The 25,563-nt window shown below is 38.3% G+C and carries 21 protein-coding genes and 1 pseudogene; 19 read left to right on the top strand and 3 right to left on the bottom strand.

Translation table 11 applies throughout. The features are described from left to right. Nucleotides 1–151: 151 nt before the first annotated feature. The 14 genes from BLS24_RS05090 to BLS24_RS05155 all read left to right on the top strand — a co-directional run bounded on the left by BLS24_RS05090 (nucleotide 152) and on the right by BLS24_RS05155 (nucleotide 16,224). The gene (locus BLS24_RS05090) at nucleotides 152–1,177 is read left to right on the top strand and encodes an MORN repeat-containing protein (RefSeq protein ID WP_091756752.1); all 1,026 of its coding nucleotides are present in this window, start codon (nucleotides 152–154) and stop codon (nucleotides 1,175–1,177) included. A gap of 1 nt (nucleotide 1,178) precedes the next feature. Beyond that, the gene (gene rlmH, locus BLS24_RS05095) at nucleotides 1,179–1,661 is read left to right on the top strand and encodes a 23S rRNA (pseudouridine(1915)-N(3))-methyltransferase RlmH (RefSeq protein WP_091756754.1); all 483 of its coding nucleotides are present in this window, start codon (nucleotides 1,179–1,181) and stop codon (nucleotides 1,659–1,661) included. 9 nt (nucleotides 1,662–1,670) lie between these two features. Next, on the top strand, nucleotides 1,671–2,696 hold the full coding sequence (locus BLS24_RS05100) for a PhoH family protein (protein ID WP_091756756.1): 1,026 nt from the start codon (nucleotides 1,671–1,673) through the stop codon (nucleotides 2,694–2,696). Nucleotides 2,697–2,698: 2 nt separating this feature from the next. Further along, entirely contained in the window at nucleotides 2,699–3,910 is a 1,212-nt protein-coding gene (locus tag BLS24_RS05105; RefSeq protein WP_143015142.1) for a hypothetical protein, read from the top strand. Beyond that, complete coding sequence (gene ybeY / locus BLS24_RS05110; protein WP_091756760.1) at nucleotides 3,891–4,394, top strand: rRNA maturation RNase YbeY; 504 nt, start codon at nucleotides 3,891–3,893, stop codon at nucleotides 4,392–4,394. Before BLS24_RS05105 ends, ybeY begins: the two co-directional genes overlap by 20 nt. A 16-nt stretch (nucleotides 4,395–4,410) precedes the next feature. Continuing rightward, on the top strand, nucleotides 4,411–6,048 hold the full coding sequence (locus tag BLS24_RS05115; RefSeq protein ID WP_091756763.1) for an MATE family efflux transporter: 1,638 nt from the start codon (nucleotides 4,411–4,413) through the stop codon (nucleotides 6,046–6,048). Between the two features lie 2 nt (nucleotides 6,049–6,050). Next, nucleotides 6,051–7,277 (top strand): aminoacetone oxidase family FAD-binding enzyme, encoded by a 1,227-nt coding sequence (locus BLS24_RS05120; protein ID WP_091756765.1) that lies wholly within the window; start codon nucleotides 6,051–6,053, stop codon nucleotides 7,275–7,277. Between the two features lie 306 nt (nucleotides 7,278–7,583). Continuing rightward, nucleotides 7,584–9,251 carry an NAD(P)/FAD-dependent oxidoreductase gene (locus BLS24_RS05125; RefSeq protein ID WP_091756768.1) on the top strand — a complete coding sequence of 556 codons (1,668 nt, stop codon included), beginning with the start codon at nucleotides 7,584–7,586 and terminating at the stop codon, nucleotides 9,249–9,251. A gap of 68 nt (nucleotides 9,252–9,319) precedes the next feature. Further along, a complete protein-coding gene (locus BLS24_RS05130) occupies nucleotides 9,320–11,173 on the top strand; it encodes an RsiV family protein (RefSeq protein WP_091756770.1) in 1,854 nt (617 codons plus the stop codon). Nucleotides 11,174–11,185: 12 nt separating this feature from the next. Then, entirely contained in the window at nucleotides 11,186–11,755 is a 570-nt protein-coding gene (locus tag BLS24_RS05135) for a 5-formyltetrahydrofolate cyclo-ligase (RefSeq protein WP_091756772.1), read from the top strand. A gap of 198 nt (nucleotides 11,756–11,953) precedes the next feature. Then, nucleotides 11,954–13,195: a glutamate-5-semialdehyde dehydrogenase gene (locus BLS24_RS05140; protein ID WP_091756774.1), complete on the top strand. Its 1,242-nt coding sequence runs from the start codon at nucleotides 11,954–11,956 to the stop codon at nucleotides 13,193–13,195. 24 nt (nucleotides 13,196–13,219) lie between these two features. Beyond that, nucleotides 13,220–14,320, top strand: coding sequence for a class II aldolase/adducin family protein (locus BLS24_RS05145; RefSeq protein ID WP_091756776.1), 1,101 nt, complete (start codon nucleotides 13,220–13,222; stop codon nucleotides 14,318–14,320). 19 nt (nucleotides 14,321–14,339) lie between these two features. Beyond that, nucleotides 14,340–15,413 (top strand): S66 family peptidase, encoded by a 1,074-nt coding sequence (locus BLS24_RS05150; protein WP_091756778.1) that lies wholly within the window; start codon nucleotides 14,340–14,342, stop codon nucleotides 15,411–15,413. A gap of 124 nt (nucleotides 15,414–15,537) precedes the next feature. Continuing rightward, nucleotides 15,538–16,224: a hypothetical protein gene (locus BLS24_RS05155; protein WP_091756780.1), complete on the top strand. Its 687-nt coding sequence runs from the start codon at nucleotides 15,538–15,540 to the stop codon at nucleotides 16,222–16,224. 243 nt (nucleotides 16,225–16,467) lie between these two features. Here BLS24_RS05155 and BLS24_RS15575 read toward each other — a convergent pair. The 3 genes and pseudogenes from BLS24_RS15575 to BLS24_RS05170 form a co-directional block, all read right to left on the bottom strand. Beyond that, a pseudogene (locus tag BLS24_RS15575) lies at nucleotides 16,468–18,316 on the bottom strand (extracellular solute-binding protein). Then, complete coding sequence (locus tag BLS24_RS05165; protein WP_242872238.1) at nucleotides 18,316–19,089, bottom strand: ABC transporter permease; 774 nt, start codon at nucleotides 19,087–19,089, stop codon at nucleotides 18,316–18,318. The pseudogene BLS24_RS15575 and the gene BLS24_RS05165 overlap by 1 nt, the downstream one beginning before the upstream one ends. Nucleotides 19,090–19,126: 37 nt before the next feature. Further along, the gene (locus tag BLS24_RS05170) at nucleotides 19,127–20,200 is read right to left on the bottom strand and encodes an ABC transporter ATP-binding protein (protein WP_091756784.1); all 1,074 of its coding nucleotides are present in this window, start codon (nucleotides 20,198–20,200) and stop codon (nucleotides 19,127–19,129) included. 181 nt (nucleotides 20,201–20,381) lie between these two features. Here BLS24_RS05170 and BLS24_RS05175 point away from each other — a divergent pair, with 181 nt between their 5' ends. The 5 genes from BLS24_RS05175 to yajC all read left to right on the top strand — a co-directional run bounded on the left by BLS24_RS05175 (nucleotide 20,382) and on the right by yajC (nucleotide 25,491). Beyond that, complete coding sequence (locus BLS24_RS05175) at nucleotides 20,382–21,446, top strand: lactonase family protein (protein ID WP_091756786.1); 1,065 nt, start codon at nucleotides 20,382–20,384, stop codon at nucleotides 21,444–21,446. Between the two features lie 101 nt (nucleotides 21,447–21,547). Further along, complete coding sequence (gene aroC / locus BLS24_RS05180; RefSeq protein WP_091756788.1) at nucleotides 21,548–22,657, top strand: chorismate synthase; 1,110 nt, start codon at nucleotides 21,548–21,550, stop codon at nucleotides 22,655–22,657. 84 nt (nucleotides 22,658–22,741) lie between these two features. Further along, nucleotides 22,742–23,857 (top strand): M15 family metallopeptidase, encoded by a 1,116-nt coding sequence (locus BLS24_RS05185; RefSeq protein ID WP_176764338.1) that lies wholly within the window; start codon nucleotides 22,742–22,744, stop codon nucleotides 23,855–23,857. A gap of 12 nt (nucleotides 23,858–23,869) precedes the next feature. After that, nucleotides 23,870–25,051 carry a tRNA guanosine(34) transglycosylase Tgt gene (tgt, locus tag BLS24_RS05190; RefSeq protein ID WP_091756792.1) on the top strand — a complete coding sequence of 394 codons (1,182 nt, stop codon included), beginning with the start codon at nucleotides 23,870–23,872 and terminating at the stop codon, nucleotides 25,049–25,051. A 77-nt stretch (nucleotides 25,052–25,128) separates the two neighbouring features. Continuing rightward, a complete protein-coding gene (gene yajC, locus BLS24_RS05195; protein ID WP_071176184.1) occupies nucleotides 25,129–25,491 on the top strand; it encodes a preprotein translocase subunit YajC in 363 nt (120 codons plus the stop codon). Nucleotides 25,492–25,563: the final 72 nt, after the last annotated feature.

A 25,563-nucleotide genomic window follows, 5' to 3' on the forward strand; every position in this document is an offset into this window, starting at 1 on the left:
AAGCACAAAAGTCTGGTCCATGTGACCAGACTTTTTTTCTACAAAAAATCTTAAGAAATTTCGTAGGTAAATCTTAAGATTTAGGAAGTATTATAAGAATAGGTGCTTTAACTATGTTATAATTATAAAGATTTTAATTGGAGATACTTAAATGGACAACAACGAGAAAATTAAAGTAGCGATAACAGCAGGAATTGTTTCAGTAATTCTTTTGATCTTAGTGATCTTTTTGGCAGTTACTACCAAAAAGGATACAGTAGATGATGATGCGAAGCTTTCTGAGAATATTACAGATTATGCGAGCTTTTCAGATGAGGGCGCAGGAAATGTAGATGATAGTGCTATTCTGGCTTCAAGTGCAGATAGTGCAGATAGCGCATCCACTTCTGGTTCATCTGAAGTGATGTTATATTCAGAGTATGTGGATTCTGTAGCAGGCAGTGTTTCTGGTAACAGCTTTTATGAGACTAAAGCTGCAGTTCTTAGAGACGTATACAATGGTCTTACCTTTGACAAGAATTCTCAGCTTAAAGAGATGATGACATATTGGGAAGATGGCAATATGGAAGCGGTAAGAGATCTTGCGCATCTCGAGCGCTTTGAAGTAATGTCATATCAGCTTGGTGGTACAGATTTCTTTTACTATTATGGTGAAACAAATGCTGAAGGTAGGCCAAATGGTAAAGGCATAGCTGTATATGCCAATGACCAGTATTACTATGGAGAGTGGGCTGATGGAGTTAGAAGCGGCCAGGGAACTTGGGTAGCATTTTATCCTTCATATAGTAGATATGTTGTAACTGAGCACCTTTACACTGGTTCATGGGCATCTGACCTTCCAAATGGTGAGGGACAAGAGCACTTCGACTACAATCCTGAATATATGAACAAGCAGGATTTTTATCTTCAGAATGCTATCGGAAGCTTTAAGGATGGCAAATACAATGGAGATATGTATATCATTTCAGTTGATAAGGACAATAATTCAACAGAGTGGTATGGCAAGTGCACTGATGGTAACTGGGAACAGGTCATGAACACTACAAAGGATAAAAACGGAAAGATTCCTGTATTGTATGAAAGAGAAGAAACTAAGTCATACTACTACATGACATCTGAGGGAAGCCAGAATAACGGTATCGATGGCATGATAACAGGCGGATCTGTAGCAAAGTAATATGAGTACTATTTCAATAATCTGTGTTGGTAAAATTAAAGAGAAATATTGGAACGATGCAATAGCGGAGTATTCTAAGAGATTATCAAGATACTGTAAGCTCAATATAATCGAGGTTGCAGATGAAAAGACTCCTGATAATGCTCCAGAAGCTGTTTGTGAACAGATAAAGAAAAAAGAAGCAGACAGGATCTTGAAGCACGTAGATCCAGGCGCTTGTAAATGCGTACTTGCTATCAAAGGAAAAAGATATACGTCAGAAGACTTTTCTGAGTTTATCTCTAAGCAGGGCGTAAATGGAATCAATCATATCCAGTTTATTATTGGAGGTTCTCTAGGACTTCATCAGAGCGTTATGGATGTGGCGGATTCAGAACTTAGCTTTTCTGATATGACTTTTCCTCATCAGATGATGAGAGTTATACTCCTTGAGCAGATTTATAGAGGATACAAAATATTAAGTGGGGAGCCTTACCATAAGTAAGGGTTTTATATGAGCGAGATTACAGAATTAAAACTTACTTTATCAGCAGAAGATCAGCGCAATATTTTTGGCGGCAATGACAGTTATATCAGAAAGATCGAAGATAGCTTTCATGTTGAGATCATAGATAGAAACGGTGAGCTTCATATTATTGGGGACAAAGCCGGAGCTACCAAGGCTTCAGGCATTTTAAGAGAGCTTGTTCAGTTATCAAGAAGAGGTTCTAATATCGAAGAGCAGAGCGTTGATTATGCCATCTCATTAAAGGGAGATGACAAAAAGAATAATATTCAAAATGATAACGTCTTAGTAGATATAGATAGAGATGTTATCTGTCATACAATTTCAGGCAAGCCTATAAAACCAAAGACTCTAGGACAAAAGAAGTACATTGATGCTATCAGAAATAAGATGATAGTATTTGGTCTTGGTCCAGCAGGTACTGGTAAAACATACCTTGCAATGGCTATGGCTATCACAGCCTTCCAGAGAGAAGAGGTTAGCAGGATCATTCTCACAAGACCTGCTATAGAAGCTGGTGAAAAGCTTGGCTTTCTGCCTGGAGATCTTCAGAGTAAGGTGGATCCATATCTTAGACCATTATATGATGCTCTTTATCAGATCATGGGCACAGAGAACTTCATCAAAAATATGGAAAAAGGACTTATTGAGGTTGCACCACTTGCATATATGCGTGGTAGAACCTTGGACAACGCGTTCATTATCCTTGATGAAGCTCAGAATACAACACCTGCTCAGATGAAGATGTTCCTTACCAGAATTGGCTTTGGTTCTAAGGTCATCATCACAGGTGATGCTTCTCAGAAGGACCTTGCACCTGATGTTAAGTCAGGTCTTGATATCGCGCAGGGCGTTCTCAAAGGAATCGATGATATCGAGTTCTGCACTCTTACAAGCAGCGATGTTGTCAGACATCCTCTTGTACAGAAGATCGTTAAAGCATATGAAGACTACGAAAAGAAGGCTGCTAATAAACAGAGAAATAAATCTATAAAGAAATTGGAGAGAAGATGAGGATGGAAACAGAAAAGTCTTCTGTTATGATCAAATTCATATATGGCGCGCTTTTTTGTTTAACAGGCGTAATTGTTTTTGCTTTTTCTTTTTTCATGGGAAAGAGCTATGAAGCTATACTTAGAAATGTGATCGTTTCCCTTATTATTTCCGGAACAATTATCTTTATGCTACTTGATGCCTTTACTAGAGGTAGAAGTGGTCTATCTTATGATAATTACGACAAGAAAAGCAGATTCATGATCATATATCTTGTGGTACTTATCCTTTCTTGCGTGTTTGCACTTATTCCAAATGAGTTCTGGCCATACATGTCTTTATTTGTAATGATGTCTCTTTTCTCAAATAGCGAGATCGCTATAGTATCAGGCGTTGGCTTTGCTACTATATCTGTCATGCTCGAAGAAAATGGTAATTATGGCGAGCTCTTCATGTATGTTCTTGCAGGCTGCGTTGCAGTAGCTATGTTCAGAGATCTCAAAGAGAACACATCAATTGGATTTCCTGTGTTCATTTCTCTTGTAACTCAAGCAGTTCTTTTGATAGCTTTCAATGTTCTTTTCCTCAATAGGACCTTGTCTATCAACATTTTGATCCTGCCAATCCTTAACCTGATGCTTAATCTGATCATTCTTTTGATCTTCCTTAACATGTTTGGCGTTTACGTCATCAGAAGGTCCAATGATATGTATATGGAGATAAATGATGCGGAGTTTTCTCTTTTGGCACAGTTAAAAGAGAAGAATAAGGACGAGTATTTTAGGGCTATCCATACAGCATATCTAGCTGAGAGACTTGCTCTTGGGCTTGGGTTTAATGCAAGAGCTGTTAAGGCTTGCTCATATTATCACAGGATTGGTGTTCTTGATGGAAGCCTTAAATGGAATGACGTAGAGCATTACTATACTGAGAACAACTTCCCAATAGAGGCTATCGAATTTCTCAAGGAATATATGGAGCCTCAAAAGGGTAAGGTTAAATCAAAAGAAGCACTTACTGTTCAGCTGTCTGAGACAGTTATCGCATCTATCATGTATCTTTTGAACAAGAACTCTGATGCTGATATTGACTATGATAAGCTAATTGATAAGATTATAGATAAAAAGATCCAGGATGGTGAGCTTATGGATTATGCCATCACCTTCAGGGAACTTGATCAGATGAGAAAATTACTTAAAAAGGAGAAGCTATACTATGGTTTTTTACGTAGATAATGAAGTAAATGCTTCCTTTGACTTTGATATAGAGGAAATTGCAAAAAAGGTATCACAGGCAGTACTTGATTCTGAAGGCTGCAAACATGAGGTTGAGATAAGCCTTATCATTACAGATGATGAGGGCATTCATGAAATGAACAGAGATTTCAGAGGGATTGACAGACCTACTGATGTTCTTTCTTTTCCAAATGTGAGCTATGATGAGCCAGGTGACTTTTCTGTAATAGATGGGGAACAGAACGTTGACCTGCTTAATCCTGACACAGGTAATATCATATTTGGAGATATTGTCATAAATGAAGCTAGAGTTCGTTCTCAGGCTCTTGAGTATGGACATAGCCAGATGAGGGAGTTTGCTTTTTTGGTTGCTCATAGTATGCTCCATCTGTGCGGTTATGACCACATGGAAGAAGACGAAGCTGCTGTAATGGAAAAGAAGCAGAAAGACATTTTAGACAAGCTAGGTATTACTAGAGGTTGAGCTTTGGGAGAGCGGTATGAAGCAGTATTTTGAGGAAAAGAGAATCAGACCAGATATACTAACAGCTGCTGTATATTGGTCTATTATCATAATGATGGTTTACAGCATATGCGGACTTAGAATATATGGGGATAAGGGAGCAGGCTTTTTGGCTGGTCCGTTATCTGTTTTTTATATTTTGTACCTGATATTTGTTTTGGCAGTGCAAAAGTCTGTATGGGTTATGGTTCGCGTAAGAGCTAGAAGATCTCAGTTTTTAAATGCTGAGGCCAATATGAAAAAGTCCTTTAGGATATTTATTATTTCCGGTATCGTAGTAATGGCTATGATCCTTATTGGTAGCTTTTTCCTTTCTGAGAAGTTATTTGGCTCTAGCAGAGGCAACTTTGCATGCATCATGGTCGGAATTACATCCCTTGTATTATGCATACAAGGCGTTTTGAGAGGCTATCTTCAGGGGATTGGATATACCAAGCCAATCGTGATATCAGACCTTATAATAGCCGTTATTTCATTTGTTTCAGGAATATTCCTGTCACTTCTTTTATACAAGTATGGACTTAAGGTAAATGACCTTTTTCATATATCTGAACTTAGTGCAGTATATGGCTCAGCTGGCATGCTCCTTGGAATCCTTCTTGGCAGCCTTGGCGGTCTGTTACAGATCCTTATCAGCTTTACCTTGAGAAGGGCAGAGATAGAAGAGATAGTAAAAGAAGGTGCACCTAGATACCTTGATAACAAGAATGATGTACTTACAAGCATCAGATCAATAGTTCTCTTATATATTAGCCCAGCTCTTTTAGTCCTTGTTGATCAGATATTTTTTGTGATAACACACCAAAAAGCAGAAACTGAGCTAGATTTTCAGACTCTTATGGGAATATATGCCGGAAGAGCAGTACCTATCATTGTTACCTGCATTTTACTTTGCTGTGTTCCATTTATCAGACCATGGAACAGAGTTATGGCTAGAATAGAAAGAGATGAGATAGAGGGCGCAAGAGATAGACTTGATGATCTTGCATCCACTAGTCTTAAGCTTGTTATTCCTGTTATGATCTTTGTTTTTGTTATGGCACAGACATTGGAGATCGCACTATTTGGCAAGGATGTAGAGATGTCCAGCATGCTCATTAGGATTGGAAGTCCTTTGATTGTATTTGGTGCTGTAGCTATGTTTTTATCATGGCTTTTAAATCACATGGGCAAGACGATCCTTACAACAGTATGCCTTGCTCTTTCATGGGGTGTTCATGTGGCACTTCTTATAGCCCTTACACTTCTTCTTAAGCTTGGTGTATATGGCCTGATGCTTGCAACACTTGTATCAGTTATATTCTACTGTTTAAGCTCATTCTATGTGCTTAAGAAGATGCTCAAATACAGGTTTAACTTTGCCAAGAATTTTGCTAAACCTTTATTTGCCGCAGCTGTTGCAGGATTTGTGATCTTCTTGATAAACAAACTGTTCATAAATCTTGTAGGTGATATCTTAACCTTGATCATATGCTTTGTTGTATTTTATTTTGGATACCTTTTTGCTATGGTATTTTTAGGCGAGTTAAATAGGAATTCACTTAGGAAAATTCCTTTTGGATTTGTATATAATGGATTTGTTCCAAGAAATTCAAGAGATTATTATGAGGAATAAAATTGGGTAGAAAGATTATTGTTGCAGGTGGTGGTGCTGCAGGTATGTGCGCAGCTATCTATGCTGCAAGAAATGGTGCAGAAGTAACCATCATTGAAAAGAATACTCAGCTTGGTAAAAAGCTCTCTATGACAGGAAATGGCAGATGTAATCTGTCAAACCTTGATATGAGTGAAAAGATGTATAATCCTGCTGCTGAAAATAGAATGAAGCAGTGGTTATCTGTTTATGGTGTATTAGATGTTATAAATTTCTTTAAATCCTTAGGCATTATCATTAAAAGTGAAGATGGATATCTATATCCAATTTCTGGACAGGCTAGCACTGTAGTTTCAGCTTTTGAAAATGAACTTAAAAGACTTGGCGTAAACATTATATTTGGTGAGCAGGTCAAGTCTATAGAGGAGAATAAGGATGACCATATTTACAAAGTGGTGACTTCCAAAAACTATTACTTTGCAGATAGGGTTATTGTGGCAATTGGCTCTTTATCTGGTGCCAAGAGTACTATGTCCACGGGAGATGGCTATTATATATGTCAGAAGCTTGGCATGACCATTAAGGACACTCATCCAGCACTTGTGGGATTTAAATGCGAGGAGGGTGAGATACTTCCAGAGGCAGGAGTTAGGTCAACAGCCGAAATAAGTTTTTATCTTGGTAATGAAGAGATTGCAAAAGAATATGGAGAATTACAGCTAACTAAGGATGGAATATCTGGAATTCCTGTAATGCAGGCTAGTAGCAAGATCATAAAGTTTGTTGAGGATAAGAAACCTATAACTGTTTCAATTAATTTCTTTGCGGATTATGACGAGGATGACTATCTTTCACTTTGCAAAGAGATGTTACAGTTAAGGGATGACAGGACATTAGAAGAGTTTTTAAATGGTTTTCATAATAGCTATATAAATGATCTTATTATCAGGAAGATGAAGATGGGACGCTCAATGAAGATGAAGAATATTTCAGAGAGTATGGTAATGAGTATCTTTGATAGTTACAGGAATTTTAAGCTTAAGCTTGCAGATAGCTATGGATATCAGGCATCGCAGGTAACATCAGGTGGAGTGAGCCTAGGAGATATCAGGGATGACATGACGGTGAAAGATCACGACGGGCTTTTCGTAGTAGGAGAACTCCTTGACGTTGACGGCCGCTGCGGTGGTTACAACCTCCAGTGGGCTTGGACGTCCGGTAGTATTGCTGGTACCGTGGCTTCGCTGTGATGCCGGTAGGTTGTTGGTTTCCCGGTAGGGATTGGGGAGATGCAGGGGTTATATGAGCATTTTATGGACGCTCTCGCTTCGTTAAAATCGTAGCAGTACTAAGGCATTAAAAAACAATGCCTAAGTACTGACGATTTTAAAGACCATAAAGCTACTCATATAACTCCCTGCATCTCCTTCATTACGTATGGTAATTCAATAATCTATTGGAATACATAGATGAGTACTGTAAACTAATTTGAGCGGATATATTAAAAGATAAATAATAGTCTTGTTGTGTTAAATAATTTATAAGGACAGATAGTTATGATAAGAGTAAATCAGATAAAAATTAAGATAGATTTGGAGAGAGCTTTTTCTAAGGAGGAAGTTAGGGGAAAGCTTGAAAAGCATATTTGTAAGGCTCTTAGGATTGATAGAGGGCAGATTGAGAATTTGGAGATCATTAGAAGGTCTATTGATGCTAGGAAGAAGCCTGAGATCTATGAAGTGTATATGGTTGATGTGAAGTTAAAGGGACTTGATGAGGGGAAGGTTTTAAAGAAGTGTAAGGATAAGAATGTTAGTGCTGTTAGCCCAGTAGTTTATGAGTTTCCTTATAAGTGTGATGGAGTTAGTAAGGGGAAGAGGCCTGTAATTATCGGGGCTGGACCTGCTGGACTTTTTTGCGGATATGAGCTTGCAAAAAATGGATTTAAGCCGCTGATCTTGGAAAGAGGAGCGGATGTAGATAAGAGGACTGAGATAGTTGAGCATTTCTGGGAGACGGGAGAGCTCGATGAAAGGACTAATGTTCAGTTTGGAGAGGGAGGAGCTGGAACATTTTCTGATGGCAAGCTTAACACTATGGTCAAGGACAAGGATGGAAGGGGAAGAGCTGCCCTTAAGATCTTTGTAGAAAACGGCGCACCAGAAGATATCTTATATGATGCCAAGCCTCATATTGGTACTGATATTCTTAGAAATGTAGTTAAGAATATGAGAAACAAGATCATAGAGTGGGGCGGAGAAGTTAGATTTGAAAGCCTTGTTTCTGAGATAAACATTGATGAAAATAGTCAAATTACTTCAGTTAAGGTGGTAGATCTAAATAGTGGGAATGCTGAGAATATTGAATGTAGTGAAGTCGTTCTTGCTATTGGACATAGTGCAAGAGATACGTTCTATATGCTAAGTGACAAGAAAGTAGATATGAAGCCTAAGCCTTTTGCTGTGGGCTTTAGAGTAGAACATCCACAAACTCTTATAAATCTGTCTCAGTATGGAGTAGAGAGCCCTAAGGCGCTTCCTGCTGCCCCTTACAAGCTTACAGCTACAACTGATGAAGGAAGAGGTGTATATTCATTTTGCATGTGCCCTGGCGGATTCGTTGTTAACGCATCCTCTGAAAATGGGAGACTTGCTGTTAACGGAATGAGCTATTCAAAGCGTGATGGCAAGAATGCAAACTCAGCTATCATCATAACGGTTGATCCAAAGGATTTTGGAAGTGAAGATGTATTATCAGGCGTAGAGTTCCAGAGAAGGCTTGAAGAAAAGGCCTATGAAATAGGTGGGGGTAAGATTCCTGTTGAGTATTATGGAGACTTTAGAAAGGCCATAAGACCTGATCTTGAAGGAAATAAAAGTGACAACTTAGTAGCTGATAAGTCAAATACTTCAAATATGAGGGGACAGTATGCTTTTGCAAATGTTCATGAGATTCTTCCTAAGGATCTAAATGAAGCCTTTGTTGAAGGCATGGAAAAGTTTGGAAGGATGATAAAGGGCTATAACAGTGAAGGTGCTCTTGTATCTGGAGTAGAGTCTAGGACTTCATCTCCAGTAAGGATCAACAGGGATGAAAGTGGAGAGTCTATAAATGTGAAAGGTCTTTTCCCGTGTGGGGAAGGCGCTGGATATGCAGGCGGAATCATGTCTGCAGCCATGGATGGCATGAAAGTTGCTGAATTTGTGGCAGCTAAGATGATCTAAGTGGCAACATATGAGGACTTTGATGTGTATTCTTCACGGAGACATTTTTTATAAAAAGGGGAATACCAATGAGAAATAAAAAATTTATATTAGCTATTTCAGCTATTATGTGTATGAATATTGCTTTATCTGGTTGCGGTGAAAAGGCATCTTTTAAATCAAGTAGCACAGCTTCTTCTGATGTAGCTACAAACGAGGAGTCTAAAGATCAGAATGCATCAGAGGAAGATTATCCATATTTTTTCCTTGGTTCAGAGGAAGGCGATTATAGTTATATAGTTGATGAGGCTGGCAAATGCGTTAAGACTATAGATAGAGCAGAAGTTTATAATATTCTTTCTAATAAGTTTGAAGTTGGTGAAGATAAACATAGTATTGATATTGAGTACTCTTACGGTGATATTGTTTTTTGCAGTGTTTACAATTCTACAAATGATTGGAAGAAAAGGGATTATTATGCAGTTAATACTAAAACCAAAAACTCGGTTCTTTTTTGTGAGGTAGATGGAGGCTTTTGCGATATCGATTATTATAAGGGCAATATTTATATCACGGGAAGAGACTTTGAGAAGAAGTTTGAGTTTAGTGATAGCCTTGAGTATTCTGAAAGTGATGTAGACCTTAAGGACTTTTTTGAAGGTGCAAAAGACTATGTTATCCAGTACAGTCTTATTTTTGAAAAAGGCTCTTACACAAGAGTATTTGATGAAATTGGCTTTGTTCCAGCATTTAATGATGAATATAAGGACGAAGTGCTTTATGCTATTACTAAAGATGGCGAAGTAACAAAGGTTCCTTATGAATACCAGCAGAGTGATGCATTATTTGGATATGATAAGGATGGCTTTATCATTTATTCCTATGATGAGAATCATAACTTTATAAAGGGTGAGCTTGTTGATCCAAAAACTGGAGAAGCTAAAGAGTTCTGTTCTGATTCTTATGTATATTGCAAAGGCTTTGATAATAATTACATCTATTATATTGATGAAGTATGTACTGACACATATATGATGGATGAAACCTATTACTATGCCTATGATGTAAAAAATGGTGAAGAAAAGCTACTCTATAAAAAGAAAAGATCTCCAGGAAGCGGCTATAATTCTAGCTATCAAGATTGTTATTATATAAATAATGGAAAGATATATTTTACTGATGTAGATGGAAGTCAGGGAAAATGGCTTATTATCGATGCAAGCACAGGTGATATAATTCCAACGGATTGCGTTTATAACGAATATAATGCTCTTAAATATGGAACCGTAGAATATGATTATTCTAAGATCCAATGTGATAAATGTGGCAAGCCACTAATTAGGGCATATCAGGAGTATTTTGTTTTATCTGATGAATATTCAGATCATGCTGACGAGATCAATAAGAGTATAAAAGAAAACTCTATTGAGGATGAAAGTAATGCTTTTGGTTATTCTGATGATGATTGTTCTTATCATGATCAGTACACGGATACTCTTACAGATACCTATGAAAAAATTGTATGGAATGTTGATATCATCAAAGATCATTATCTTACTGTAGATTTAAGCTACTATTCAATGGGGGTGGGCGCAGCTCACGGATATGGCGCAGGCTACATGCTTGTCTATGACCTTGATACTGGTAAAAAGATGGGCATAAGCGATTTCTTTGATGGAACAGAGGAAGAGTTTAAAAAGCTTATGGCTGAAAAGACTGTTGAATACTTTAATTCTCCTGAAGGTAAAGAGATAAACAGTAATGATGGCATTGGAGATGATGAATCAATATATAATAATGCCTATGAGCAGGCTGGATTTGATTCAACTCACCTTGATTTTTATGAAGACCACGTTACATTAGTTTATTACCAGTATGAAATAGCATATTATGCAGCGGGATGCTTCTACATAGACATACCATATGAAGATTTTCATGCTTGATCGAGGGCTTAGATGAATAATAAAGACATGATCCGAAAAGAGATAATTGCAAAAAGAGATAGTCTTACTTCTCAAGAAATATCTGATAAGAGTAAGGTTATTGCTAATAAGCTTATTTCTGCTTACGAATATAAAAATGCAGAAAAAATCCTTATTTATGCTTCTATGAGAAGTGAAGTCATTACAGATGGAATTATTGCTGATGCTCTTAAAAGCGGAAAAAGTGTCTTTTGCCCCAAATGCACGGATATAGAAAACGGCGTAATGGAGTTTATAAGGATCGAAAGTCCTTATGATCTTAAAGAGGGCTATTACGGAATTAGAGAGCCGCTGTACCATGAGAATGCTGAGATATTCGATGTGCCAAAAGATATGCTAAAGACCCTTATAGTTGTTCCTGGTGTTGCTTTTGACAGACAGGGCAACAGGATTGGATATAAGGGAGGTTATTACGACAGGTTCCTTTCAAAGTATCCACTGATAAAGACTATAGCCTTGGCTTTTGAACTTCAGATGGTAGATCGTATTCCAGCGGATGCTCATGATATCCCTGTTTTACAAGTTATCACTGAGAGTGATTGATTTTTCAAAAATTAGTAAAAATCATATAGAGTAGAAAAATAGTGATGTGAGCTATTTTTCTAACGTCTTCAAAAAATTTTATGGAAATTCTCCTAGAAGCATCGGAAAAGAGTAGTGTTTTAGCCTCTGTATGTGGTATTATTCTGTAAGGGCTATTTGAGATAAGTAAATACTACTTGTGTAAACAGGAGGAATGGTATGGAACTTATAGAAATTTGCAGAAGGGCTAAAGAGGCTAAATATAAGGTACAAGACCTAACGACTAAAGAGAAGAATAAAGCTCTTTTAAAAGTGGCGGATGGCCTTATTAAGGATACCAAGACTATTTTGGATGCCAATAATGCTGATTATGAAGAAGGTAAGCTTTCGGGTATGCATCAGGGCATGCTTGACAGGCTTAAGCTTGATGAAAAGCGTATTGAAGCTATGGCTGAGGGTATCAGGGAAGTTTGCGCCCTTGAGGATCCTATTGGCGAAGTTATGGAAAGCTTCAAAAGACCTAATGGTCTTAAGATCAGCAAGGTTAGAGTGCCTCTTGGCGTTATAGGCATTATTTATGAATCACGTCCAAATGTTACTGCGGACGCTTTTGCTCTGACTTTTAAAGCAGGTAATGCAGTAATTCTTAAAGGTGGTAGTGACGCAATAAATAGTAATATCGCTATCACTAATTCTATCAGGAATTCCCTTAGAAGTTTAAATATTGAGCCTGATGCTGTTCAGCTTATTGAAAACACTGACAGACAGGTTACTACTAAGTTCATGCAGATGAATGAATATGTTGATGTTCTGATTCCTAGAGGTAGTGCAGGACTTATCAGAGCCGTTGTTGACAATTCAACTATTCCTGTAATTGAGACAGGTACTGGTAACTGCCACATCTATGTTGATAAGGATGCCGACTTCGAGAAGGCTATTCCTATCATAGTAAATGCCAAGACTCAGAGAATAGGTGTCTGCAATGCTGCTGAATCTCTTATAGTTCATAAGGATATCAAGGATAGCTTTTTACCATTATTTGAAAAAGCTATGAAGGAACATTCTGTTGAGATCAGGGCTGATAAGGATAGTATCGAGAATTTTGACGGCGCAGTTCCAGCTACAGAAGATGATTTCTACAAGGAATATCTTGATTATATTATTTCAGTCAAGACAGTAAGTGATGTTGACGAAGCCATTGACCATATCAACAAGTATAATACTGGTCATTCAGAATCTATCATTACTGAAAACAAAGAAGCAGCAAAGAAATTCTTAAACAGAGTTGATGCTGCATGCGTCTATGTAAATGCGTCCACTAGATTTACTGATGGATTTGAGTTTGGCTTTGGTGCAGAGATAGGCATCAGTACACAGAAGCTCCACGCAAGGGGGCCAATGGGGCTTAAGGAACTGACTTCCTACAAATACCAGATCATGGGAAATGGACAAATAAGATAAATGTATTGAAGGAGTTTTGAAGTAATGCTACACAATGGGGAAGAAATACTAGAAGCAAAAAAGCACATTATAGAAGTTTCAAGAGAACTTCATGAGATAGGTCTTTTGGTAAGGACATGGGGGAACATTAGCTGCAGAGTAGATGAAAAGAGCTTTCTTATTACTCCAAGCGGAATCAGATATGAAGATTTTGTACCAGATATGATAGTTCAGGTTAATATTGATGATCTTTCTTACGAAGGTGATGTCAAGCCTTCAAGTGAGCTTAAAGTTCACGCTGCATGCTATAAGGTTAGAAGCGATGTAGAGTTTATCGTTCATACACATCAGGTTTATGCTTCATGTGCTGGAACACTTGGTCAGAAGACGGTATTTACTTATTTTGAAGATGAAGATATTACTATTCCTGTGGCTGCATATGCACTTCCAGGAACAGATAAGCTTGCAGAGAATGTAGAAAAGGTACTTAAAAAGTATACAGATAGTAATGGCTTTATCATGGCAAACCATGGAACTATCTGCCTTGGTAAGAATTCTAAAGAGGCTATCTATGAGGCTGAGAAGATGGAGGTTGCTTGCAATAACTTCCTTATCGACGTCTGCAAGACTGATATGCATCACGGCGTAGAGTTTGGCTTTAACAGTCACTTAGAAGATGGAAATATTGTATATGACGTTTCGGATACTCCTAAGAGGGTAAAAGAGATACATGAGGCTATCTACGCAAAAAGACCTGATGTTAAGTACATTATTCATAATAAATCAGAGGCAGTTATGACTGTTTCAAGAAGAGCAAATCATATGAGACCACTTCTTGATGACTTTGCTCAGCTTATTGGTTATAGCATCAAGGTGCCAAGTAATGAGCATGGCAAGGACGGTCACAGCTTCCATAATATCAAGAAAAACGCAAACGTTGTATTTTGCCTTAATGATGGAGCTTATTGCGTTGGCCCAACAGAGGATGAAGCTATGGCAGTTGCTATGGTTCTTGATAAGGGATGCATTGCGCATACAGCTGTCATGCGTCATGGAGAGGGTCATTACCTTTCTCTTCTTGAATGCTTTAAGATGAACAGACATTATAGAAAGACTTATTCTAAGCTTGCTGATGCTGTTAACTGATTATTTGGAGGATTAGTAATTGATAAAAAGACCTGTTTCAATCAAAAAAAGAGATGTAATAGGAATAACAGCACCATCTTTTGGCGCAGCAACGGAGCCTTATAGCACAATGATAGATGTCTCTTTGGACAAGATCAAGGAAAGAGGCTACAAGATACTTGAAGGTAAGACAGCTAGACTTGGTGATGGCATTGGTATCAGTACTGATCCAAAGGTCGCAGCTTCTGAGCTTATGGAGTTTTATAAAAGAGATGATATAAATGCCATTATTTCTGCTGGCGGCGGAGAGCTTATGAATGAGACCATTACTTATGTTGATTTTAATGAGCTTAAAAACTACCCACCAAAGTGGTTTATTGGCTATTCCGATAATACAAACTTTATTTTCCCTCTTGTAACTATAACTGGAGTTATGGGAATATATGGTCCTTGTATTTCTGGCTTTGCCAAGAAATGGGAAGGAACAGAAGAAGATTCATTTGCGCTTCTAGAGGGAACAAAGACTTCTTTTAGTGGCTATGAAAAGGTTGCCTTTGAAACAGATGAAGATAATGAGTCTGAGCCTCCAAAGGCAGATTTCTACTACGACTGGACCTATGAATATAACGCAGACAAAGAATTAGTTATTTATGATGTTGCAGATTGTAATGTTAAGAGACTTTCTAAGGATGCGGAAGTATCCTGCGAAGGTGTTCTCCTTGGAGGTTGCCTTGATGTTCTAGCAAACCTTGTAGGAACACGCTTTGACAATATGAAATCTTTTAACGAAATGAACCAAGATGTAATCTGGGTTCTTGAAGCCTGCGACCTCACACCAATGAGCTACAGGCGAGCTCTCTGGAACCTTCGAGAAGCAGGTTGGTTTGCAAATGCAAAAGGCTTCATCATCGGAAGACCACGCACATCATTTGGTCAGAATATGATGGGTGTAGACCAATATAACGCAGTTACAGAGATCTTAAAAGACTTTAACGTTCCAATTATTATGGACGCAGATATTGGACATGTTGATCCTATGATTCCTGTAGTGATGGGGGCAGAAGCTAAGGTTTCCTCTAAAAATAACAACATCTTTATTGACTATCTTTCATGATTTTCTTTTGATGGATAACAAAAAGTTAAGGATATTTAGGAAAACTTTACGTGAAAAATAGATAAGTGCGAACTAAAATGATAATACCTAATAATGCATTGTATGTGTTAATGGAGGTATTAGCATGTTAAGAAAAGTAGAGAAATATTTTTGTATAGTATTTGCTTTTGTTCTTGCAATTATGCTTTTGATTCCTGCTAAGGTAGAGGCTTATAGTGATGTGGACTGCTTTGATTTTGGTGATACTGTGATGTCCATAAATGCAGGAGAGAGCAAGAAAGTATGGTTTAGAAGTGATTATAACTATACTTATTTTGTCGGGGATCACTCTAGTGCAGGTACGTATATTGATTGTACTTATAAGGCTGGATCAGAATACTTTACAGTGCATATCGGACCAGATGAGACAGTTAAGAATGTATTTTTCCATTTCTATGTTAACGATGCAAGACTTGAAAGTGGAGACGTTCATGACTGTATAGAAGTTTATGTTCAGAATATTGTTCCTCAGTATCAGTCCATTCCAGTTGGAATTGCTGGAGGAAAGACAGGAACCTTGATGAAACAGGGAAATGTTGCAATGCTCTATAACGACCAGGGTACAGCCATGGCGTCCTTCTCAATCAGTAACGGAAATGGCAACATGGGCACCTTTGGCATCACATCCGTTGTAAATAATGGTAGCAATTACTTTGCAATCGTAGCTCCATCAACCATTTATTATCCTAAGATTTCAGAGTCTGATAAATCAGTTATGATTGCAAATGGTTATGCTGGTATCTGTGTAAATGGAATCTATAAGAACTGGTAATTCGAAAGATTATAGTCCAAACAGCTTTACTGTATAGGACATATTTCCTGAGCGATTTATTTTTTTCAGCTGATACATAACATGAAAATAACCCTGCAAAGATTTATGTTTTGAATAACATGAAATAAATCTTTGCAGGGTTTTTGAATGTTTAATGTATCCTGAAAAAAATACTAAGCGAAGGAATCGGTCCTATACAGCAAAGCGTCCGGTACCACAACCTTCCGGGAGGTCACCTCCCACTTAATAATCGGCTGATTTAACTTCCATCCAGGCGTCGTTGTAGAGGCGGTCGCCCTCTTGTCCTAGGTATTGGTAGGATTCGGATGGGAATTCTGATAGGTCTGGAAACGCTACTTTTGAGTTCTTGATGTCCTCATCCTCAATGTTTTCTTGGGCAATAGTGTTTGGAGTAGAGTAGGTGATGTACTCAAAGTTTTGAAGAGCAATGTCACCACGGCACATAAAGTCTATCCATTTTTCTGCATTCTCTACGTTTTTTGATCCCTTTGTAATAACCCAAGAGTCGATCCATACGTTGGTTCCTTCCTTTGGAACCACATATACAAGATCATCATTTTCTCTAGCTGTGTAGATAGCTTCACCAGAGTAGATAACTCCAAGAGCAGCTTCGCCGCCGATCATCTTATCACGAACCTGATCAACTACATAGGCCTGTACAAGTGGCTTTTGAGTTATTAGATCTTTTGTTGCAACTGCAATTTCATCAGGATTTTTGGTATTTAGTGAGTAGCCATTTTTGAGAAGAGCTACCATAAATGCATCTCTAACAGAGTCCTGCATAAGGATCTGTCCTGAATATTTTGGATTCCAGAGAATATCCCAGCTATCAACTGTTTCATCGACCATTGTCTTATTGTAGAGGATTCCAACAGTTCCCCAGCAATATGGAACAGAGTATTTGTTTTCTGGGTCAAAAGATCTAGAGGATTCATAGTACTGAGCTCCGATGTTCTTGCTGTTAGGAATATGATCAAAGTTGAGTTCCTGAATAAGGTCATTTTCTATAAGCTTTTGGATCATGTAATCAGAAGGGCAGATGACATCATAGGCTGAATCATCCTGAGCAAGCTTGGCATACATGATCTCGTTGGTCTCAAACATATCGTAGACTACATCGATTCCAGTTTCTTCTTCAAACTGCTTGATAACTTCATCGTCAATATATTCGCCCCAGTTGTATACGTATAGTTTTTCTTTTTTACTTGCTGCTGCATTATTTCCGCCACATCCGCAGAGGCAAAAGCATACAAGTAAAAGACAAAGAATTATTGAAAGTGGTTTATTTTTCATTAGTTTTTTCCTTTGTTTTTGAAGAAGGTACTCTATAAACGATCATAAGAAGTGTTAATACTACAACAAATATGATGGCTGATAGAGCGTAAATTTCAGGTTGAATACCTCTTTTAACCTCGTTATAGATAAGAGTTGAAAGAGTCTCAAAGCCTGAACCCTTTGTGAAGTATGTAATGATAAAGTCATCAAGGGACATAGTAAAGGCCATAAGCGCACCTGAGACAATTCCTGGAACAAGGTCAGGTAAAATGGTCTTGGTAAAAGCATAAACTGGTGAAGCTCCAAGGTCTAGCGCAGCTTCATAAACATAAAAGTTCATGTTCTTGATCCTTGGCATGATACTGAGCATTACAAATGGAATGTTGAAAGTAATATGTGCCAAAAGAATAGTAGTAAAGCCTGTTCCGATATGAAGGAATCTAAAAAGCAGCATAAGTGAGATACCTGTTACGATATCTGCATTTATCATAGGGATGTTTGTAACACCCATGATAAAGGAACGAAGCTTTGAATTAAGGCCTATCATAGCGATACAGGTAAAGGTTCCTATGATAGTTGAAAAAATAGTAGCAAGTATTGCTATTGTAAGAGTGTTTATAAGGGCTCCAGCTACAGCCTCATCTGATAAGAGGTTTATATACCAGTCTAGGGTAAATCCGCCCCATTTAGCTCTTGATTTACTTGCGTTAAATGAAAGCACGATAAGTGTAATGATAGGAGCATACATAAATATCAAAAGTAGCGTAAGGTAAAGCTTTTTTAAAAAATTCTTCATCAGGCATTACCTCCTTTATCAAATACTGTCTCGATTATCATGTTAAGGATGATAAATACCATAAGCACTATTGATAAGCCGCTTCCAAGGTGCCAGTCATAGAGCTGAGTAAATTCCTGCTCAATGATGTTACCAATAAGAAGGATCTTGGAGCCTCCAAGCATGGTAGAAATAGCGAAAGTAGTAAGTGCTGGTATGAATACCATAGTAATTCCGCTAAGAATTCCAGGAAGAGACAGTGGAAGAGTGATCTTAAGGAAAGTCTGAAGAGTATTTGCTCCAAGGTCACGGGCTGCATTTATTACGTTTTCATCGATCTTATTAAGTGAGTTATATATTGGCAGGATCATAAATGGTAAAAAGTTATAGACCATACCAAGAACAATGGCAGCACCAGTGTTTATCACATTTATAGTAGGAAGGTGAAAGAACTCAAGTATTGTATTGATAACACCTTTTCCCTCCAAAAGAGTCATCCATGTAAGGGTTCTTAAGAGGAAGTTCATCCACATAGGAAGGATGAACAAAGTAACTATATATGTGTTTTTTGATAGCTTCATGGATGAAAGTATCATTCCAAGTGGGTATGCCAAAATAAAGCACACTAAAGTGCTGATCACAGCAAGCCTAAGGGATCTGACAAGAGCTTTAAGATATCCTGGCTTAGCGATGGTAGTGATGTTATCTAAGGTAAAAGAGCCGTTATCATTTGTAAGACCATAGTAGAAGACCATTCCAAGAGGTACTAAGATGAAGATCAGTGCCCAGGCCATGTATGGTGTTGACAAAAGTCCGGCTGTACTTTTGTTTTTAAACAGTTTCACTGATAGCCTCCTCGTCCTCAGAAACAGGAACATTCATGATCTGAATATTAAATGGATCGACCTTGATGCCAACCTTTGTTCCAACAGCAGAGAGCTTGGTAGAATGAACAAGGAGCTCTCTACCACAGGTTTCAACGTCCATCTCATAGTGAACACCCTTAAATGTAAGGTCAGTAACAACACCTGTTAATGTGCCATCTTCTGGAGCAACCAGTTCTATATCCTCTGGTCTGATGACAACGTCTACAGGCTTATTATTTCCAAAGCCCTTGTCTACGCAGGCAAACTTGGCACCTAGAATCTCAACAAGCTCATCCCTTATCATAGTAGAGCGGATGATGTTACTATCACCGATAAAGTCTGCAACAAAGGCGTTCTCAGGCTCATTATAGATGGTCTCTGGAGAGCCTTCCTGCTGAATATAACCCTGGTTCATGACTACGATATGATCAGACATAGTAAGAGCTTCTTCCTGATCATGAGTTACGTAGATAAATGTTATTCCAAGCTCTTCCTTAAGTCTTTTAAGCTCATATTGCATGTCCTGACGCATCTTAAGGTCCAGGGCTCCAAGAGGTTCATCAAGTAAAAGAACCTTTGGCTCATTAACAATAGCTCTTGCAATAGCAATTCTTTGCTGCTGACCACCAGATAAAGATTCAGGGCTTCTGTTCTCGTAGCCCTCAAGATTAACGAGCTTAAGAGCATACCTTATCTTATCCTTTATATAGCTATCAGACTTATTCTTGATTTTAAGGCCAAAAGCGATATTTTCAGCAACGCTCATATGTGTGAAAAGAGCGTATTTTTGGAATACAGTATTAAGCTGTCTCTTATTTGGTGCAAGATCAGTAATATCCTGCCCATCAAAAATAACCTGACCTTTATCAGGCTTTTCAAAACCGCCAATGATCCTAAGAGTAGTAGTTTTGCCACATCCACTAGGTCCTAGCAGTGTTACAAACGAATTCTCATATATAGACAGATTTAAATCATCTAAAATTGTAGTCCCATCATAGGCCTTACAAATATTCCTAAGTGTTATCAGATCTTTCCCCATTTTTGACTCCCATTAATATGTAGAATTTAACAATCTATTTAATTGTAAATGACATAACCCTACTGTCAATTATTTTTTATATAAAAAGAAGATGGTAAGTTGTGGTCATATATTTAAAGTTTGCATTTATTGTGATAAAATGAGAGAAAATAGTAGTAAATTTCTAGGAGGCAGGCGTTCGATGGCTGGAAAAGATAAGTATGTAGCCTATGTGTCTAGCTACACTTCAGGACTTGGCACTAAATATGGCATTAGAATTTATGATGTGGATCTCAAAAATGGTAGACTTACTGAGAAGCAGAAGGTAGAGATCACTAACTCATCATATATTAATATTTCTCATGATAATAAGACATTGTATTCTATTACAGATGCCGGAGTGGAGGCTTATCACATACTTCCTGATGGAAGCTTGGAATTCCTTAATGAAGCGTCTATAAATGGTATGCGTGGTTGCTATGTAAACATGGATCAGCAGGATAATTATCTTTTTACTGCTGGCTATCATGATGGCAAGATCACAATACTTAAGCTCAATAAAGATGGTAGCATCGGTGAGATCACTGATGAGAGATACCATAAGGGACTTGGAACAGCAGCTGGACGTAACCATGTACCACATGTTCAGTGCATCAAGGTATCTAAGGACAACAAATACCTTCTTGCAGCAGATCTTGGCATGGACAGGATCAATGTTTATTCACTAGATTTCGAGACAGGTAAGCTCAAGGATGCAGATGTTATTCACTGTGATCAGGAGTCTTCACCTAGACATATGCAGTTCTCAAAGGATGGCAGATTCCTCTATGTTTGTCTTGAGCAGAAGTGTGCAGTAGAAGTTTACGAGTACACTGAGGAAAATGGTGATCCTGAATTTAATAAGATTCAGTCAGTTTCTACATCAGAAGAGGCTGATTCAATCGGTGTTGCAAGCAGCGCACTTAACTTCTCACAGGATTACAAGTATCTTGTAAGTTCAACAGCTGGTGAGAACAATGTATTAGTATTTAAGGTTGATAGTGAGACAGGACTTATCACTCAGAAGATTCAGCTTCCTGTTGCTGGTGAGTATCCTAAGGATGCAGCTCTTTTCCCAGACAACAAGCACCTTGTTTCTCTTAATCATGAGTCAGATTCTCTTACATTCTTCACAGTTGATATGGATAAGGGAACTATGGTCATGAATGGACCTGAGCTTAGCGTCACAAGACCTAACTGCATCATCTTCCATAAACTTGATAATTGATATTAAAAAATGTGGCTTAAAGCCACATTTTTTTTGCCTAAGTATTCACTTTTTTTCATTAACGTGCGAAAATTAGAGGAATAAGACTTGGAGGAAAAACTATGTCAGGCTCTACATTTGGAAAAAACATAAAGATAACAACCTGGGGAGAATCCCATGGAGAGGCACTTGGAGTAGTCATAGATGGCTTTCCTGCAGGAATGGAACTATGCGTCGAAGATATTCAGAAATTTTTAGATAGAAGAAAACCAGGTACATCCAGTGCTACAACTTCCCGCAAGGAGGACGATAAGGTAGAGATCTTATCTGGCTTATTTGAAGGTAAGACTACTGGTACACCAATATCTCTTTTGGTAAGAAATACTAATCAGCATTCAGGGGACTACAGTGATATTGCGTCCTATTACAGACCAGGTCACGCTGATTATACCTTTGATGAGAAGTACGGCTTTAGAGATTATAGAGGCGGTGGACGATCATCAGGTAGGGAGACTATCGGAAGAGTTGCCGCAGGTGCTATATGCATGAAGCTTTTATCTGAGATGGGCGTTGATGTTATGGCTTATACCAAGTCTATTGGGCCTGTAGAAGCTGATTTAAGCAAGTTTGACAGAAATAGCATCTACGAATCACCTTCAGCTATGCCTGATAGAGAGGCTGATAAAAAAGCTATGGACTATATCATGAAATGCAGAGAGGAGCAGGATTCTGTTGGCGGCGTTATTGAATGCAGAATAAATGGCGTTCCAGCTGGAATTGGTGACCCTGTATTTGATAAGCTTGATGCAGCCCTTAGCCATGCTGTAATGAGTGTTGGAGCAGTTAAAGCTATTGAGATCGGAGACGGAGTTTTAGTTTCAACTCGCAAAGGATCTGAAAACAACGACTCTTTTGCTATAGATGATTCTACTCATAAGGTTGTTAAAAAGACTAATCATGCCGGAGGTATCCTTGGCGGAATCTCTGATGGAAGCGAGATCGTATTAAGAGCTCATGTTAAACCAACCCCTAGTATCGCTAGAAGTCAGAGTACTGTTAATAAAGACAAGGAGAATGTTGAAATTAATATTCATGGTCGTCATGACCCAGTTGTTGTTCCAAGGGCCGTAGTTGTGGTAGAAGCTATGTGCGCCATAACTGTTCTTGACCAGATGATTTCTAATATGTCATCAAGATCGGATTACATAAAACAGTTTTATTTGCAAAAATAGTGAAAAAACTGTGAAAAAGTTATATAATATATATTGTGATTTTATAGTTTCAAGCTAAATATCGAGAAAATGAGGGGTTTCGATATGAACGCTAGTAGTTTACAGCTAAAACTGTCTTATAAAGAGAAGATAGTTAATAGAGTTCAGAAATTTAATAGAAAACATAAGGCTTTGTCTTTTCTAGGCCTTGCTTATGCTGTTTGTGCCATCACAACATACAATGTGATGTTTTATTTCTACAGAAATATTAAGAGATTTACTTGTCTTGCTTGTATCTTGTTATTCTTTGTTTCTAGTAGTAGTTTTTCATATCCAGCAATGTCACTTAATATAAGCTTTGATTCAGGATTATCTACAGAAGAGTATTCCACTGATTCTGCAGATGTAGTTAGTGATGCTATCGATTATGAATCAGATGCTGAGCTGGCTGTTATCGGTGAAGTTGATCAGTCGCTCATCGTTGAAGCTATGGAGAGTGATAATCCGGACGTAACTGAGGCTGAGCATATGAATCCTGATAGTCAGGTATCTTTATCTGAGATTTTAGCTACTACATCAGAAGAGGACACAGAGATTGATGAGAATATTGAAGTTCCATTATCTGCATCTATGACTGCTACAAGCTTTAGTAGTGACGATTGGAAGATCATCTTAGTAAACAAGCATCATCCTATTCCTGATGATTATGAATTTCCTCTTGGTACCATTAGTGGAACCATGAGATGTGATGAGAGGATCATTACTCCACTTCTTGATATGATGAGAGCAGCTAGTAGTGATGGCGTTAGTCTTATTATCTGTTCTCCTTATAGAGATATGGATAGACAAACAATGCTCTTTACCAACAAGGTTGGCAGATACATGAATGGTGGTATGTCTTATATGGAAGCTTATAATCTGGCTTCTCAGGCAGTTACAGTTCCTGGATCATCAGAGCATCAGATCGGACTTGCAATCGATATCATAAGCGATGGTTATTCTAGCCTTGATGAGGGCTTTGCTAATACTAAAGCTGGACAGTGGCTTGCAGCTAACAGCTACAAATATGGATTTATCCTGAGATATCCAGAAGGCAAGGAAGATATCACCAGCATTGAGTATGAGCCATGGCACTTTAGGTATGTTGGGGTTGACGCAGCTACCGTTATGGCAGAAAATAATATCTGCCTGGAAGAGTTCTGGAGCACTTATGTAGAGTAACAGAGGATTTATATGTACAAAATTTTAAAAAAAGATGGAAATGCCAAAAGAGCAGAGTTTACTACAGTTCATGGCAAGATACAGACTCCTGTATTCATGAATGTGGCTACAGTTGCAGCAATCAAAGGTGGCGTTTCTACGGAAGACCTTGAGGGAATAGATACTCAGGTCGTTCTTTCCAATACTTATCATTTGCATTTGAGACCGGGAGACGACGTAGTCTATAAAATGGGCGGACTTCACAAGTTTATGTCTTGTAACAAGCCTATTTTGACTGATTCGGGCGGATTCCAGGTCTTTTCTCTTGCCAAGACCAGACGTATCAAGGAAGAGGGAGTTTACTTCCATTCACATATCGATGGACACAAGCTATTCATGGGACCTGAAGAGAGTATGAGAATCCAGTCTCATCTTGGTTCAACTATTGCTATGGCCTTTGACGAATGTCCATCTGCCAAGGCTGAGCATGAATATGTTCAGATGTCTGTAGATAGAACTACCAGATGGCTTGAGCGCTGCAAAAAAGAGATGGATAGACTTAATAGTCTTGAATATACAGTCAATAAGGATCAGATGCTTTTTGGTATCAATCAGGGAGCAATCTTTGATGACATCAGGATTGAGCATGCCAAGAGAATTAGCAATCTTGACCTTGATGGTTACGCTGTTGGCGGACTTGCTGTTGGTGAGAGCCACGAGGAAATGTACCATGTTTTAGAGACTACAGTTCCTTACCTTCCTGAGAATAAGCCTACTTATCTGATGGGCGTTGGTACACCTGCTAATATCTTGGAAGCAGTTGACAGAGGCGTTGATTTCTTTGACTGCGTATATCCTAGCAGAAATGGCAGACATGGCCATCTTTATACTAATAAGGGACACATCAATCTTTTAAATGCCAGATATGAGCTGGATGATAGTCCTATTGAAGAAGGCTGCGGATGCCCTGCATGTCGCAGATATTCCAAGGCATATATCAGACATCTTCTTAAGTCTGGGGAAATGCTGGGACTTCGTCTTTGCGTTTTGCATAATCTGTATTTCTATAATCACATGATGATAGAGATCAGAGATGCCATTGAAAAGGGCGAGTATTCTGCTTACAAGAAGAGAAAGCTTGACGGATTCTTGGAATATGATTCCATGCCAGTCAAAGATGACTACAATATTGCTAGAAATTGGCGTAAAGGTTAATATTGCACCCTTGAATTTAGGGATTCTTTCTAGTATTATTGTTTGGTATATATTACAAAAAAGTTTTGGAGGATTATATGGGATTATTTTTAACTACTGAAGCTACAGGCTCCACATCAGCATTTATCACAACTTTGCTTGTTTATGCAGTATTTATGGTTGCTATCTACTTTTTGTTCATGCGTCCAAATAGAAAAGAGCAGAAACAGAAAGCTCAGGTTTTAGCAGCACTTGCAGTAGGGGATAGCGTTCGTACAACTGGCGGAATGATCGGAACAGTTATCGATATCAATGATGATATGGTTATCGTTGAGTTTGGTAACAACAAGAACTGCCGTATTCCTATGATCAAGGAAGCAATCGTTGAAGTTGAGAAGCCTGAGGATGCTGTTGCAACTGCTAATGACAAGCAGGATGCAAAGGATTCTAAGAAGAAATAATTATGCTTTTTTAAGCCTGGTTAGGGTGCGCCTAACTAGGCTTATTGTTTATACGGCTAGATTAGGGAGGAA

The sequence above is a fragment of the Butyrivibrio sp. INlla18 genome (genome assembly GCF_900103635.1).
Taxonomy (GTDB): Bacteria; Bacillota; Clostridia; order Lachnospirales; family Lachnospiraceae; genus Butyrivibrio.